Source organism: Thermoanaerobacterium butyriciformans (assembly GCF_017874545.1).
In the GTDB taxonomy this organism is placed as follows: domain Bacteria; phylum Bacillota; class Thermoanaerobacteria; order Thermoanaerobacterales; family Thermoanaerobacteraceae; genus Thermoanaerobacterium; species Thermoanaerobacterium butyriciformans.
Window position 1 is genome coordinate 55,016 of record NZ_JAGGLT010000010.1, and the last position, 14,756, is coordinate 69,771.

A 14,756-nucleotide genomic window follows, 5' to 3' on the forward strand; every position below is an offset into this window, starting at 1 on the left:
CTTGAAAAATATCATGTGCAACTCATATTAGTTTCTGACCTAAAAACGCACCTATAGAATTAATGTATTTTTTAAAGTCAATTAAATTATTTTGTAGGATACTATAAATTTCTTCCTCATTGACATCATCATAAAAATGTACGATTCTATTGCGAAACTTCGCCATTTGCTTATATGTATTTACCATATCAATAGGCAGAATATTGTATTTCCCTAGAATTTCAAAAGTATCAGCATAAGTTTTTGGGGAATCTAATCCATTCCTTGATATGATATGATTTCCTATATCTATCATCGCCTCTATAGCTATTTGCAAATTATATTTAGCAGAGTCATAATATATAAAATCTGATACAAATTCCTTTGGTTTTAAATTTGCAAGTTCTTCAAGATTCTTTATGCAATTTTTTATAATAGTTATTTTTTTTAGAATTTTTTCAATATCATAGGGCATTTTCTTTCAGTCCTTTCAAATAATCGTCGTAAAAAAATTTCATTGTTATTCCATAATCACCGTAAAATTTAAAAACATTTTCTTTAAAATCGGCTAATTTTAAATAATCTCTGCAATACAATAGATCGCCTGTATAGATTACCTTATGTTTAAACTCAAGAGATGCTTTGTTTAGATTTATTAAATCTATATCATCTGTACCTAATATTTCTGAAAATTTTACTTCTAATGAAAGCTCATCATTAAGGCTTGGCATACGTTCATATAAAACGGCAAAATCAATGTCACTATTGTCATTTTGATATTCCGTCCCATACGATCCAAAGATATACAAAGTTAATATATTAGGATTTTGTTTTATATAATCTACAAGCAAATCAATCTGTTTTTTGATATTTGTTAAATTTCTCATAATTATCACCAATTTACTAATTTTCATTGTCATTATATCACAAAAAAGGTGCAAATCAAAAAAGGACCCAAATGTGGATCCTTATTTCATTGATAATGCTGCAGCTATAAAATCCCTGAATAATGGATGTGGTCTTAATGGCCTTGATTTAAATTCCGGATGGAATTGTGATGCCACAAAGTATGGATGGTCTTTTACTTCTATTATCTCTACAAGCCTATCATCTGGCGACAAACCTGATAAGACAAGTCCTTTTGACGTGAGAAGCTCTCTATATTCGTTGTTAAACTCGTACCTGTGCCTGTGGCGCTCATATATAAGCTCGTCTTTGTAAGCTTCATAAGCCTTTGTACCTTCCTTTAGCTTGCAAGGGTATACGCCAAGCCTCATTGTGCCACCTTTTTCATCTATGTCCTTCTGCTCAGGCATAAGGTCTATGACGGGGTATGGCGTAGCACCGTTAAACTCTGTAGAGTGAGCGTTTTTAAGTCCTGCTACATTTCTCGCAAATTCTATCACCGCACACTGCATGCCTAAACACAGCCCTAAGTACGGTATCTTGTTTTCTCTGGCGTACTGGGCAGCTCTTATCTTTCCTTCTACACCTCTATCGCCAAATCCTCCAGGCACCAGGATGCCTTTTGCACCTCTTAAAAGCTCGTCAACCGTATCGTCATTTACATTTTCAGAGTTTACCCACCTTATCTTTACATTGGCGTCGTTGTATATTCCTGCATGTCTTAACGATTCTACAACGCTTATATACGCGTCGTGCAGTTCGACGTATTTGCCAACTAAAGCTATCTCTACTTCTTTTTTCAGATTTTTCTCTTTTTCAACATATGCTCTCCATTCTTTAAGATCAGGCTCACCTGCTGGCAGATTAAGCCTATTTATGACGTATTCATCTACTTTTTGCCTATCAAGCTCCAATGGGACTTCATAGATGGAGTCTACGTCAATATTTTCAATGACGGCATCTGGTTTTACATTGCAAAACATGCCTATCTTTTCTTTTATATCTTCTGTAAGAGGAAATTCTGTCCTGCAGACGATCATGTCTGGCTGTATGCCAATGGATCTTAATTCTTTTACGCTGTGCTGTGTAGGCTTTGTCTTAAGTTCACCGGTCTTTCCGAGGTGCGGCACAAGTGTGACATGTATGAACATGACATTGTCTTTTCCTTCTTCAACACCTATCTGCCTTATAGCCTCTAAAAACGGCAAACTTTCTATGTCACCTACAGTGCCACCTATCTCTACGATGACGCAGTCCACATTTTGCTCTTTCCCTACTCGCCTTATCCTGTCTTTTATCTCATTTGTAATGTGGGGGATTACCTGAACTGTTGCACCTAAATAATCGCCTTTTCTTTCCTTTGATATAACAGACCAGTACACCTTACCTGTCGTTATATTGCTGCTTTTTGTAAGGTTTATATCGATAAATCTTTCATAATGGCCAAGATCCAAGTCCGTCTCTGCACCGTCTTCTGTGACAAATACTTCGCCATGCTGGTATGGGCTCATCGTCCCAGGATCTATGTTTATATACGGATCGCATTTTATCACTGCTACACTAATACCGCGGCTTTTTAATAGCCTCCCTAATGACGCTGCTGTAATTCCTTTGCCTAATGATGACACAACACCGCCCGTCACAAATATATACTTCGACATGGTCTCACCTCATTTTTTATTTTATCTTATATCGAACACAAAATGCATTTAATTAAGTGAAAGGCATTAAAAAAATCTCTATTCTTAAAAATAGAGACTCTTATCCCTTTAATTTTTAGATGTTTTTTTAAATTTTTTTCGATAATGGCACATTAAAAACACCCCAACAATATAAATACTTTTATATTATATATGAGATTTTTTTGAATGTAAAGGGGGTTGAAAAATAAAATAATATGGTATAATATATATAGACAAATTTAAAACCTGTGGTCACAATGTATAGAAAAAGGTGAGGCCGTTACCCTCACCTTTTTCTCGACTATGTACATATCACTTCGTGTACCACTTAATTATTATTTCTAATAATTTAAGCAGTATTTCCATGATTCTGTACCAGTCTATTTGGCGGTTTCTTTTCCGCCTCTTGCCACCTGTGGTCACAATATTCACCTCCCTTCTTGGAGGCTAATACTATTATATCATACGTTTTTACCTGTTATTGCAATGTTTTTACTAAAAAATGTTTGAAAAATAAAATAATATGGTATAATATATGTAGACAAATTTAAAACCAGTGGTCATTGTTTATAGAAAAAGGTGAGGCTGCTGCCCTCACCTTTTTCTCGACTATGTACATATCACTTCGTGTACCACTTAATTATTATCTCCAATAATTTAAGCAGTATTTCCGTGATTTTGTACCAGTCTATTTGGCGGTTTTTTCTCCGCCTTTTGCCGCCAGTGGTCATTGTTTCACCTCCCTTCTTGGAGGCTATCTTTATTATATCATACGTTTTCTTCAGTTATTGCAATGTTTTTGTTTTGATATTATAATTAGTTTATCAATGTAAAGGGGGAAAATATATGCCATCAGATTATCACGTACACATAGAAAGAGGACCGTACACGATTGATTGGCTTAAAAAGTTTGTAGATACGGCATTAGACAAAGGCCTTAGAGAGATAGGTATATCAGAGCATGGATACAGATTTGATAAAGGATACGGCGCATTTGGAAGCGACGGTTTTAGAGGTAAATGGGTCAAAGAATACAGTGGACAAGACATCGATGAGTATGTATCACTTATAAATGAGGCAAAGGCCATGGGGCTTCCTGTAAAGCTTGGTATAGAAGCAGACTATATACCAGGTAAGGAAAAAGAACTGGAAGATTTCTTAAAGCCCTATCCGTGGGATTATGTGATTGGCTCTATACACTGGATCGGTGACTGGGGCATAGATCTTGACGAGTGCCTTGATATCTGGGAGTCATGCGATGTGGACTCTGTGTATTTAGAGTATTTTAATATGGTTGAAAAGATGGCTGAAACAGGACTCTTTGATTTTATAGGCCATATTGATTTAGTAAAAATATTTAAATACAGACCAACAATGATAATTTATGATAAAATAGAAGAAAATATTAAAAATATAGCAAAGACCGGGATAGCCGTAGAAGTCTCAACAGCAGGTTGGAGAAAACCTGTAGGAGAAATCTATCCATCTAAAGAGATAATGTCCATGATTAAAAAATATGACATACCTATACTTGTAAACTCTGATGCACATACACCGGAAGATGTAGCAAGGGATTTTGACAAAGCTTACAAATATGTGAAGTCATTTGGGATCGACACTCTTAATTATTTTGACAAGAGAAAGAGAATACCATATAAGATATAAAAATAAACGCTAAAAGGATAAGCGTCAGCTTATCCTTTTGCCGTATATAAACCCCTATCCCCATTTAAAAATTAAAAAACCGCAGTATAAAGATACTACGGCCGGTTGCACCACTATCTCCGCATAACCCAGGTGCCCAGATACAGGTTATGCTTCACGGAATCCTATATATTTTGTTTATATTTCTAAATATTCGACATAAAACATAATTTTCCTTCTTTGATAAAAAAATTTTTTACACTCAAAGCTATAAAATGTGCATAGTGTACATAATATACATAGTATGTTATAATTGGAGGTGATAGGGGGAATGAATAAGATGTTCACAGTTAATGCTACAGATGTACGCAAAGAATGGGCGGATTTCATCAACTCAGTTGTTCGGGAAAAACCTAAAATTATAAAGCGAACAAAGGATTACGTCTTTGTTTCTAATATAGACATGATTAAAGAAATGTTAACAGCTTATACATTTACAGCAAATGTTCTAAATGAAGATGATGGTACTGTAACAATTTCTTTAAATGAAATCGACATTGTTGTCAATGGCAAAGACGAAAATGAAGCATTGAATTTGCTTGTTGATGACATGATTGAATATGCAGAAGACTTTTATAATGATTTTCAATATTGGTATTCGGCTCCCAACCGCAGAGAACATCTACCTTATGTATTAAATATACTGCTGCAAGATAATCCTGAAGGAGTTAAAAAACTTATTAAATGCCAACATGGAGAGAATTAAAACGCTTTTTAGAAAGAGACGGTTGGGAATTGTATAAAAAAACAGATCATTATTTTTATATAAAGCGGGATAGTGATGGAAGTATACGTCGCACAAAGGTTTCAATGGGCAGCGGTGAAATAAAAAAACATCTATGGCAGGAAATATTAAAAAAGCAATTACAAGTTACGGAAGAATATTTTAATAGTAAAATATAATAAATCTCCCCTTTATAGGAAGTGGGAGATTTATTATATTATTATATCAAATTTTTAACTGCCTTTGCCCTCAATATGCTGTTTAGTTTGTTTAATGACTCTACAGCCTCATTAGGGATTTCTCTGTCTGTGTTTACGATCATGAGGGCGGTGCCATCGTTTTTATTAGGGCTTACATGCATAGATGATATATTTATGCCGAAATCCCCCAATACATTTCCAATGTGTCCTATTACACCTGGTACATCTTTGTTTCTCACAAACAGCATGTACTCAGTCGGTTCAAAGTTGACTCTATGTCCTAAATATTCTACAATCCTTATCTCATCACCATAGGTTGTTCCTGAAAACTTATAAGACTCTCCTTTTGTGTCAATTACATTTATTGTGACAAGGCTTGAATAGTGGTCTATCTCATCTATTTTGCCTTCTATTACTTCTATTCCCATTTCTTTCGCCCTAAGCCTTGCATTCACTATGCTTATGCCTTCTTTCAATGCCGGTCTTAAAAGCCCTTTCAATGCGTGAAGCGTTACAACTTCGGTATTTAGGCTGGATATATCCCCTCTATATATTATCTCTACAGATTTTGCAGGTACATCATTTATCTGGTAATAAAGTGAGCCCATTGCTTCACACAGCTTCATATATGGCTTTAATTCTCCAAATTCGTCAGCTTTTACATCTGGTAGATTTACTATGTTTCCGTACAGTTTGCCGTTTAAAGCCGTTATCACTTCTTTTGCTACAGATATGCCTACATTGTTTTGGGCCTCAATAGTTGAAGCACCTAAGTGGGGTGTCACAACTACATTTGGAAGCTCTAAAAGCTTATTGTGGAAGTCCTGCTTCTCCCTGTCGTATAATGGCTCTACTTTAAATACGTCTAGTGCTGCTGCAGCAACAATTCCTTCTTTGACTGCATCGTACAAAGCTTCTTCATTTATAAGACCGCCTCTTGCACAGTTTACGATTCTTACGCCTTTTTTGACTTTCTTGAATTCATCGTGGCTTATTATGTCGATGGTCTCCTCCGTCTTTGGTGTATGGATAGTTATAAAATCAGATTGTTGCAAAAGCTCATCAAATGAAACTTTTTTGGCACCGAACTTTTCGAAGCGGCTGTCAGGAATGTACGGATCGTAAGCAATAACTTTCATGCCAAATGATGCAAGCCTTGTAGCAACTAATGACCCTATCCTTCCAAGCCCGATTATGCCTACAGTCTTTCCGCTTAACTCTACGCCTTTAAACTTGTTTCTCCTAAAATCGCCATTTAAAGCGCCAATATATGCTTGTGGTATATTTCTGGCTATAGACAGCATAAGCCCAATCGTATGCTCTGCAGCCGATATGATATTGCCTTCAGGTGTATTTACGACAATTATGCCTTTTTCCGTTGCTGCCAAAAGATCTATATTATCGACACCATTGCCTGCTCTTCCTATTACTTTTAAGTTCTTTCCTTTTGAGATAAGTTCTCTGTCAACGTTTGTGACACTTCTTACGACGATTGCATCATAGTCACCTATGATTTCTAAAAGTTCCTCTCTGGAAAGATCCAGCTTAAAATCCACATCTGCATGATTCTTAAGATACTCCAAGCCGCTTTCGGCTATTCTCTCTGTCACCAATACTTTCACAACAAATCCCCCTCAAAAAATTATTTAAAACTAAGATAAATCAGATAGTGCATTTTTTAGGGCATCAAATGTCAAATCCAGCATTTTATCTGTGACATATCCCATGTGTCCAATCCTGATTATCTTTCCTTTTAAATGGGCTTGACCGCCTGTTATAAGTACTCCCTTCTCAGACATGTAGTTTATTATGTCTTTAGCTTTGTACCCTTCTGGCACTTCTACTGCAGTCAAAAGATCTGACGATATAGATTCATCAGGGAAAAGTTTGAGGCCCATATCTTTTATGGTTTTTCTTACCTTCTCGCCGATTAAATGCTGATTTTTGTATACTGTGTCCATACCTGTATTAAGAAGCATGTCTGTAGCCTTCTTTACGGCCATAATTGTGGAAACTGCAGGTGTATATGGGTTGTCCGGTTTTTCCTTTTGCACACCTTTCCTCGCTTTTTTAAGGTCAAAATAATACTTAGGAAGGTCGGATTCTTCTGCCATCTGCCATGCTCTCTCGCTTAAAGCCACAAAGCTTAAGCCCGGCGGTGACATAAGGCATTTTTGAGAGCATGTTACAACCGCATCAAGTCCCCATTCATCCATCTCTAGGGGTATACCACCCAAAGAGCTTACGGCATCCACAATGACTGGCGTATTATACCTCTTTGCTACATCTGCCACCGCTTTTATGTCGTTTGTAACACCTGTTGATGTCTCATTTTGCGTCACAATCAATGCCTTGTATCCATTCTTTTTTAATGCATCTTCTAATTTGTTCAGATCGACTGCATTGCCCCATCCAAAATCGATAATGTCTGAGTCAAGTCCGTACGCCTTTGTGATATCGTAAAACCTCTCACCAAAATGGCCTATACTTGCCACAAGCACTTTGTCTCCTCTTTTGAAGAGATTTGCAACAACGGCTTCCATGCCGCCTGTACCTGATGATGTAAGCGTTAATACATCCATATTTGTTTTAAATATCTTTTTAAGATTTGAATTAAGACATGAAAAAAGTTCATAAAACTCCGGCGTCCTATGGTGATATGGCTGCAGATGACATACGTTTAATACTTCCTTTGGCACCATAGTAGGCCCCGGAGTCATAAGAATTTTGTCACTCATCATCTTCACACCTTTTTAAATATTTATTTAATATGATAAACTATTAAAGAAAAAAATGCAATAGTAAAAAACAAATGTCTACTATAAATAGACATTATGGTATGTATTAGTTTTTCTTATGTAAAAATGATTAATAGCCCTATTTAGAATTCATTCCTGATACAAATAAGCGAATTATATCTTCTGCCCTGTCAGATATAAGCTTTTTAGCATTTATCATCGCTTCTTGAAGCGTCATAGGTTTATCTACGATACTGAACATTGATGTGACACCTACGTCATAAAGGTCTTTATAGTTTTTACCTAGGCCACCTGATAGTACCACAACAGGCTTTCCGTATTTTTTTGCTATCCTTGCTATGCCTGCTGGTGCTTTGCCAAAAGCTGTCTGAAAATCTGTATTGCCTTCACCCGTTATTACAATATCACATGAGTTTATCTTTTCATCTATATTTGAAGCCTCCATCACAATGTCTATTCCAGATCTTATCTTAGCATTTAAAAATGCCATTAGGGAAAATCCCAGTCCTCCTGCCGCACCAGCACCTGGTGTATCTTTAAAATCTTTGTTTATTGTCTCTTTTACAACACTGGCATAATGCCTTAAATTGTCGTCAAGAATTTTCACCATCTCTTTTGTTGCACCTTTCTGTGGTCCATAAACGTAAGATGCACCATTTTCACCACAAAGAGGATTTGTTACATCAGATGCTGCTATAAAGCTGCTTTCATATACTCTTTTGTCAATACTGCTTATGTCAACTTTTTTGAGCTTGTAAAGATTTCCTCCTCCGTAAGGTATGTCATTGCCGTCTTCATCTAAGAGCTTAACTCCTAAAGCTTGAACCATACCTGCACCACCGTCGTTTGTGGCGCTGCCGCCTAAACCTACGATGAATTTGCGGCATCCTTTATCTAATGCTTCCTTTATAAGCTGACCGACGCCGTAAGTGGTGGTTATTAAAGGATTTTTCATGTTATCTGGCAGGAGGCTTAAGCCTGACGATGCAGCCATCTCTATAACTGCAGTGCCATCATTTAATATGCCAAAAAAGCTTTTTACGACATTTCCTAAAGGCCCTACCACATCTACATCTACGATCCTGCCTCCTAAAGATGCAATCAGCGCATCTACAGTCCCTTCACCTCCATCTGCTATAGGAATTCCTACGATCTCAGCATTTACAGCTCTTTTTATACCTTCGCTTATGGCTTCTAGGACTTCCTTTGAGGACAGGCTTCCTTTAAATGAATCAGGAGCTACCAGTATCTTCATTTTCTCACCACCCGTTTAATAAATTAAGACTGCAAGACTTCAGTTTAATGAAAAACATCTTTTTAAAATAAGAAGACAATTTTGAATGAGTGAGCGAATTGTTGGAAAGCGATAACTAAACTTAGCGAGATCGGCGAACGGAAGCAGGGTCGAAGCCAAGGATGGCTGAGACGGGCACTTGAGGCATGGACGCCGAATGTGCCCGGAACCCTGCTGAAGTTCAAGATCGAGCTTTAGTTTAGTCGCTTTTCAACTCTGAGAGCAAACGAATCAAAATTGTCCTTTATGCAAGGATCAAAATTATTGTTTTTAATCTTAAAGTGTCAATGATTTATTATCATCTACTGCTGATTCAAAAGCTCAATTGCCTTATCAAGCTGTGCATCGTTTCTAAGTGTCAAACCATAGAAATACGAAAGGGCATCAGTGGTGCCTCTATCAAGGACGCCTGTTGCTGGTATTCCTGCGTATTTTTGAAAGCTTACAATAGCATCATACGTGTCATTGCCAAAGTACCCGTTAGGCTCTCCTTTATAATACCCTAAAAGGCTTAAATACGACTGAAGCAGTTTTACGTCATTTCCTGTATCGCCCTTCTTTATATCTTTTGTATACACTAACTCCGGCAAAGTCACCCTGCTGTCTTTTACCTCTACATCAGGTTTAAGGCCTGTCCCGTCAATCCATCTTCCTGATGGAAGCAAGTATTTGGCTATAGTAAGCTTCATGCCACTGCCATCAGAAAATGAAAATACTTCTTGCACTGTTCCTTTTCCGTATGAATTTTCGCCTACTAGTACTCCTGCCTTAGTATCTTGTATGGCACCTGCCAGTATTTCGGCCGCTGACGCAGTTCCATTGTTTATGAGAACTGCAATCTTGTACTTCTGATTTTTTAAGTTCGAATAAAACGTTTGGTTATTTCCACCATTCATAGCTACTGTCACAACAGGACCTGCCGGTACAAAGAAGTTTGCAACAGCTTCAGCCTCTTGAAGATATCCGCCGGGATCGTCTCTTAAATCGATGACAAGTTTCTTTATATTGTTTTGATCCATATAGTCAAGGGCTTTTGCGACATTTTCTTCAGTATTTCCATTAAATTCACTGATGCTCATATATCCTATACCGTTTATAATCTTATAAGACACAGGATTTATATTTATTACATCTCTCGTTATCTCGTATTCAACTGTCTTGCCATTTACTAAGAAGCCTATCTTCACCTTTGTCCCCTTCTCACCTTTAATTAGGCTTGTAACATCATTTATGCTCATGCCTTCAACATCTTTTCCATCAACAGATTGGACGATGTATCCGCTTTTTACTCCAGCTTTTTGTGCCGGTGAACCTTTAATTGTAGACACTACGACTATATGGTTGTCCCTCTGCTCTACTACCATTCCAACACCTGTAAAAGTGCCTGATGTAGACTCTGCAAATGAATCCATCTCATCTTTTGTAAAATATGTACTGTATTTATCAAGGGATGATAATATGCCTTTTATGGCCCCTTCTTCCATTTGATCGTATGTTATGTCTCCTGCATAGTTGTCTTTAATAAATTGCATAATAGAACCTAAATCATCTAAATAACTGCTTATATTGTCGCTCTCCACCGTATTCATTGCAGCATATGTAACTGAAGGTACGGAAAAAACAAGTGTCAATACGATTACAAATGCCATAAAAATTGATAAATGCCTTTTCATAAAATAAGCCTCCTTAAGAATAATTTACCTTAATTATATCACAAAATTTTAAATACTCTTATATAAGCACAAAATAAAGGCCTAAATAGACCTTTATAAGATTTTAGCACCAGTATTATCACATTTTAATTCGTAAATACGGCATTTAATATTCCTTTCTTCGTAGACTTTTTTTACTGACTTTTTCACTTTATCTGCAACGCTGGCATCCACCATTACCATCATCGTTGGCCCTGCACCGCTTAAAAATGACGCATAAGCACCATTATCCAGCGCTTTTTCTATTACGTAGTACATCTCAGGTATAAATTCCTTGCGGTATACCTGATGAAGCATGTCTTGTGATGCAACTTTTAATAAATCGTACCTGCCTGAAAAAATAGATGCTGTAAGCAGTGATGCTCTTCCAATATTGAAAACTCCATTTCTAAACTCTATCATTGATGGCAGTACGCCTCTGGCTTTTGACGTTAAAAGCTCTCTCTCTGGATAAAACGCCAAAAACCTTAAATTGTCATCTAATTCTTTTTTAACATAGTAGGTCTTTTTGCCGTCAAATGTGGCTACATTAAAGCCCCCATTTAAAGCAGGTGCTACATTGTCTGCATGGCCTTCCATTGAAGATGCTATATCGAGAATATCATGGAGGCTTAGTGAGTCACCAGTTAGGGCATTTGCTGCAACAAGACCGCCTACTATGGCAGATGCACTGCTTCCAAGACCGCTTCCTGTCGGTATATTGTTAGTAGTTTTTATATATAGGCCACTTACGGTTATGCTTAATTTATCAAAAACTTCCTTGACTGCTTTATATATGAGGTTTTTTTCATCCCGATCTATATTTAAAATGCCTTCCCCTTCAACATCAATGACAAGTCTGCTGCCTTTAAATTCCATGTATATATCATTGTAAAGATTGAGGGCAACACCTAGTGAGTCAAATCCAGGGCCTAAATTTGCCGTTGATGCCGGAACTCTCACAAGGACAGACTTATCCATATATTGCACCTTCCAGTGATTTCAAATCTGCATCAACAGTCTTTACACTGCTTCCTCCAAGTTTTATAGCCGTATCAGGATCCTTTAAACCATTTCCTGTAAGTATGCAGACTACCGTATCTCCTTCTTTAAATAGCCCTTCTTTGTACTTTTTTATGACACCTGCGATAGGTGCGCATGATGCAGGCTCAGCAAATATTCCTTCGCTTTTGGCAAGGTATGAGTATGCTTCAAGTATCTCTTCATCCGTCACCTTGTCTATAAGACCACCTGATTCATCTCTGGCTGCTACGGCCTTTTGCCAACTGGCAGGATTTCCGATTCTTATTGCTGTAGCTATTGTCTCAGGATGCTCAATTACTCTGTTTTCTACAATAGGTGCTGCACCTGCTGCTTGAAACCCTATCATCTTAGGAAGCTTATTTATAATGCCAGCTCTGTGATATTCTTTAAATCCCATCCAGTATGCCGTTATATTTCCTGCATTACCTACTGGAAGTGTCAGATAATCTGGAGCTTTTTTCAGTGTATCGCATATTTCAAATGATGATGACTTCTGTCCTTCAAGCCTATACGGATTTATAGAATTTACCACAGTTATAGGGTGCTTTTTCGATATTTCCCTCACTAAATTTAAGGCATCATCGAAATTGCCATTTATTGCAATAACTTCTGCACCGTATGCAATAGCCTGTGCCAATTTGCCTAATGCAATTTTCCCTCCTGGAATAAGCACAACACACTTAAGCCCGGCCTTTGCAGCATATGCAGCAGCCGACGCAGATGTGTTGCCTGTTGATGCGCACACAACAGCCTGTGACCCTTCCTGCTTTGCCATGGACACAGCAACAGTCATGCCTCTGTCTTTAAAAGAACCTGTAGGGTTTAATCCCTCGTACTTCAAATATATCTTAAGCCCCGGAAAATTTTTTTCAAGGTTTGTAGCTTCTATAAGGGGGGTATTTCCTTCTTTCAATGTGATTATATTTTCATCATCTATTTTAGGCATGTATTTTCTATATGACTTGATTATTCCATCCCATTCCATCATTCATCCCCCTCTACTCTTATTATACTTGCCACTTTGTCTATTTCTTTTAAATTGCCTATTTCCTCTAAGGCTCTAAATAAATTTTTAGTCAACGCATTATGTGTAATCAAGACTATCTCTGCATACTCTCCCATGACTTCCTTCTGGACTACAGATACAAGGCTTATACCTTCTGCACCAAGCACACCCGTTATTTTGCTCATTACACCAGGTTTATCCAGTGCTATAAGCCTTATATAGTATTTGGATACAGTATCCACGATGTCCTTTATCTTAGCATCTTCATAGCCATTTTGAGCAGGTATGTGATTTACCACATCGATGACATCGGCAACAACCGCACTGGCTGTAGGCATCATACCAGCTCCTTGCCCGTAAAACATAAGCTTTCCTACTGCATTTCCTTCCACAAGTATAGCGTTATAAACACCATTTACTCCATTTAAAGGATTTTTCTTAGATATCATGACAGGATGTACCCATGCCTCCAGCTTTCCATCATCATCAAGCCTGCCGTATGCTATAAGCTTTATAGTAAAGCCCAGTTCGTCAGCATACTTAATGTCCTCTTTTGATATAGTCCTAATTCCTTTCGTGTATATATTGTCTGGTACAACATACTTATTGAAAGACAGTGTACAAAGGATGGCAAGCTTTCTTGCAGCATCAAAGCCATCTACATCATCTGTAGGGTCCAGTTCCGCATATCCCTTTTGCTGAGCTTCTTTTAAGACACCTTCAAAGCTCATGCCCCTTGATTTCATTTCTGTCAAGATGTAATTTGTTGTGCCGTTTAATATACCTTTTATCTCGTATATCTTATTTGCTGCAAGGCAGCTTTTTAAAGGTCTAATTATCGGTATACCACCTCCCACAGAGGCTTCGTAAAGGAGATTTACATTGTTTTCATTTGCAAGCTTTATAAGCTCCTTGCCATGTTTTGCGATGACTTCTTTATTTGCCGTAACTACATTTTTTCCTTTTAAAATGGCTGCCTTCATGTATTCCAGTGCTGGATGTTCTTTCCCCATCACTTCCACTACTACATCTATTTCAGGATCATCTAAGATATCTTCAGGCACTATCGTTATCTTTCCTTGTGCCTCCTTAATCCTCTTTTTTTCAGGATCTTTAACTAGTATCTTTTTAATCTCTATTTTCTGGCCTATCTTCTTCTCAATGGCATCACCATTTTCTTCTATAAGGTGAACAACACCTGAACCTACAGTTCCAAGACCCATTAAACCTATCTTCACAGTAAAACCCTTCCTCTCCAAAATAATGTAATAAATTACTCGCCAAGTATCTCTACCTTCCTGACACCGTGTTCTTCTTCAATCTTTTTTATCAATTCTTCAATGCCCTTTACCATGTACTGGGTATCTATGGATATAGAGACATTGGCAACACCAAGGGACGGCATACTTTGATTTATAGTTATGACATTTCCTTTCATCATGGCTATAATATCCAGTATCGACGACAGGATACCAGGCATATGCTCCAAAAGCAACGACAAAGTTATTATCTTTCCTTTAGAAAACTTGGAGTAAGGAAAGATGTAATCTTTGTACTTGTAAAACGCACTTCTGGATATGCCAACTTTTTTCACTGCATCATTTATCGTTTTTGCCTCACCTGTCTCGATGAGCTCCTTTGCCATGAGAGTTTTTTTAAGTGCATCAGACAAAATCTCTTCTCTGATGATGTAAAACTTGCTTTCCTCCTTCAAGATTCCGCCCCCTTTCTTGTGTATCTATATGAAATACATTTATCCGTGTAATG

Annotated in this window: 14 protein-coding genes and 1 riboswitch; of the genes, 3 read left to right on the top strand and 11 right to left on the bottom strand. The window is 37.4% G+C overall.

Going from position 1 to position 14,756, the window contains the following annotated elements:
• Positions 1–22: 22 nt before the first annotated feature.
• From hepT to pyrG, 3 genes are all read right to left on the bottom strand, one after another.
• On the bottom strand, positions 23–454 hold the full coding sequence (gene hepT / locus J2Z80_RS05580; RefSeq protein WP_209453508.1) for a type VII toxin-antitoxin system HepT family RNase toxin: 432 nt from the start codon (positions 452–454) through the stop codon (positions 23–25).
• Positions 444–866, bottom strand: coding sequence for a type VII toxin-antitoxin system MntA family adenylyltransferase antitoxin (gene mntA, locus J2Z80_RS05585; protein WP_209453509.1), 423 nt, complete (start codon positions 864–866; stop codon positions 444–446). Before mntA ends, hepT begins: the two co-directional genes overlap by 11 nt.
• A gap of 81 nt (positions 867–947) precedes the next feature.
• Positions 948–2,546, bottom strand: a complete 1,599-nt coding sequence (gene pyrG / locus J2Z80_RS05590; protein ID WP_209453510.1) for a CTP synthase — start codon at positions 2,544–2,546, stop codon at positions 948–950.
• Between the two features lie 867 nt (positions 2,547–3,413).
• Between pyrG and J2Z80_RS05595 the strand changes: the two genes are divergently transcribed.
• The 3 genes from J2Z80_RS05595 to J2Z80_RS05605 all read left to right on the top strand — a co-directional run bounded on the left by J2Z80_RS05595 (position 3,414) and on the right by J2Z80_RS05605 (position 5,174).
• Entirely contained in the window at positions 3,414–4,232 is an 819-nt protein-coding gene (locus tag J2Z80_RS05595) for a histidinol-phosphatase (RefSeq protein WP_209453511.1), read from the top strand.
• A gap of 90 nt (positions 4,233–4,322) precedes the next feature.
• Positions 4,323–4,406: riboswitch (cyclic di-GMP riboswitch) on the bottom strand.
• A 145-nt stretch (positions 4,407–4,551) separates the two neighbouring features.
• Entirely contained in the window at positions 4,552–4,977 is a 426-nt protein-coding gene (locus tag J2Z80_RS05600) for a hypothetical protein (protein WP_209453538.1), read from the top strand.
• Positions 4,956–5,174 carry a type II toxin-antitoxin system HicA family toxin gene (locus J2Z80_RS05605; protein ID WP_209453512.1) on the top strand — a complete coding sequence of 73 codons (219 nt, stop codon included), beginning with the start codon at positions 4,956–4,958 and terminating at the stop codon, positions 5,172–5,174. The genes J2Z80_RS05600 and J2Z80_RS05605 overlap by 22 nt, the downstream gene beginning before the upstream one ends.
• A gap of 41 nt (positions 5,175–5,215) precedes the next feature.
• Here J2Z80_RS05605 and serA read toward each other — a convergent pair whose 3' ends face one another.
• From serA to J2Z80_RS05645, 8 genes are all read right to left on the bottom strand, one after another.
• Positions 5,216–6,817 carry a phosphoglycerate dehydrogenase gene (gene serA / locus J2Z80_RS05610; RefSeq protein WP_209453513.1) on the bottom strand — a complete coding sequence of 534 codons (1,602 nt, stop codon included), beginning with the start codon at positions 6,815–6,817 and terminating at the stop codon, positions 5,216–5,218.
• A 30-nt stretch (positions 6,818–6,847) separates the two neighbouring features.
• Positions 6,848–7,933 carry a pyridoxal-phosphate-dependent aminotransferase family protein gene (locus tag J2Z80_RS05615; protein ID WP_209453514.1) on the bottom strand — a complete coding sequence of 362 codons (1,086 nt, stop codon included), beginning with the start codon at positions 7,931–7,933 and terminating at the stop codon, positions 6,848–6,850.
• Positions 7,934–8,072: 139 nt separating this feature from the next.
• Positions 8,073–9,209 (bottom strand): glycerate kinase, encoded by a 1,137-nt coding sequence (locus J2Z80_RS05620; RefSeq protein ID WP_209453515.1) that lies wholly within the window; start codon positions 9,207–9,209, stop codon positions 8,073–8,075.
• 341 nt (positions 9,210–9,550) lie between these two features.
• Complete coding sequence (locus J2Z80_RS05625; RefSeq protein ID WP_209453516.1) at positions 9,551–10,921, bottom strand: S41 family peptidase; 1,371 nt, start codon at positions 10,919–10,921, stop codon at positions 9,551–9,553.
• A 93-nt stretch (positions 10,922–11,014) separates the two neighbouring features.
• Entirely contained in the window at positions 11,015–11,920 is a 906-nt protein-coding gene (thrB, locus tag J2Z80_RS05630) for a homoserine kinase (protein ID WP_209453517.1), read from the bottom strand.
• Positions 11,913–12,968, bottom strand: a complete 1,056-nt coding sequence (gene thrC, locus J2Z80_RS05635; RefSeq protein ID WP_209453518.1) for a threonine synthase — start codon at positions 12,966–12,968, stop codon at positions 11,913–11,915. The genes thrB and thrC overlap by 8 nt, the downstream gene beginning before the upstream one ends.
• On the bottom strand, positions 12,968–14,227 hold the full coding sequence (locus tag J2Z80_RS05640) for a homoserine dehydrogenase (protein ID WP_209453519.1): 1,260 nt from the start codon (positions 14,225–14,227) through the stop codon (positions 12,968–12,970). The genes thrC and J2Z80_RS05640 overlap by 1 nt, the downstream gene beginning before the upstream one ends.
• A gap of 35 nt (positions 14,228–14,262) precedes the next feature.
• Positions 14,263–14,703: an ACT domain-containing protein gene (locus tag J2Z80_RS05645; protein WP_209453520.1), complete on the bottom strand. Its 441-nt coding sequence runs from the start codon at positions 14,701–14,703 to the stop codon at positions 14,263–14,265.
• Positions 14,704–14,756 lie beyond the last annotated feature (53 nt).

Bases quoted from the DNA above. Each gene is read 5' to 3' on its own strand.
- pyrG (WP_209453510.1), bottom strand. From the start codon at position 2,546: ATGTCGAAGTATATATTTGTGACGGGCGGTGTTGTGTCATCATTAGGC.
- J2Z80_RS05615 (WP_209453514.1), bottom strand. From the start codon at position 7,933: ATGAGTGACAAAATTCTTATGACTCCGGGGCCTACTATGGTGCCAAAG.
- hepT (WP_209453508.1), bottom strand. From the start codon at position 454: ATGCCCTATGATATTGAAAAAATTCTAAAAAAAATAACTATTATAAAA.
- J2Z80_RS05620 (WP_209453515.1), bottom strand. From the start codon at position 9,209: ATGAAGATACTGGTAGCTCCTGATTCATTTAAAGGAAGCCTGTCCTCA.
- thrB (WP_209453517.1), bottom strand. From the start codon at position 11,920: ATGGATAAGTCTGTCCTTGTGAGAGTTCCGGCATCAACGGCAAATTTA.
- J2Z80_RS05625 (WP_209453516.1), bottom strand. From the start codon at position 10,921: ATGAAAAGGCATTTATCAATTTTTATGGCATTTGTAATCGTATTGACA.
- mntA (WP_209453509.1), bottom strand. From the start codon at position 866: ATGAGAAATTTAACAAATATCAAAAAACAGATTGATTTGCTTGTAGAT.
- J2Z80_RS05595 (WP_209453511.1), top strand. From the start codon at position 3,414: ATGCCATCAGATTATCACGTACACATAGAAAGAGGACCGTACACGATT.
- J2Z80_RS05605 (WP_209453512.1), top strand. From the start codon at position 4,956: ATGCCAACATGGAGAGAATTAAAACGCTTTTTAGAAAGAGACGGTTGG.
- thrC (WP_209453518.1), bottom strand. From the start codon at position 12,968: ATGGAATGGGATGGAATAATCAAGTCATATAGAAAATACATGCCTAAA.
- J2Z80_RS05600 (WP_209453538.1), top strand. From the start codon at position 4,552: ATGTTCACAGTTAATGCTACAGATGTACGCAAAGAATGGGCGGATTTC.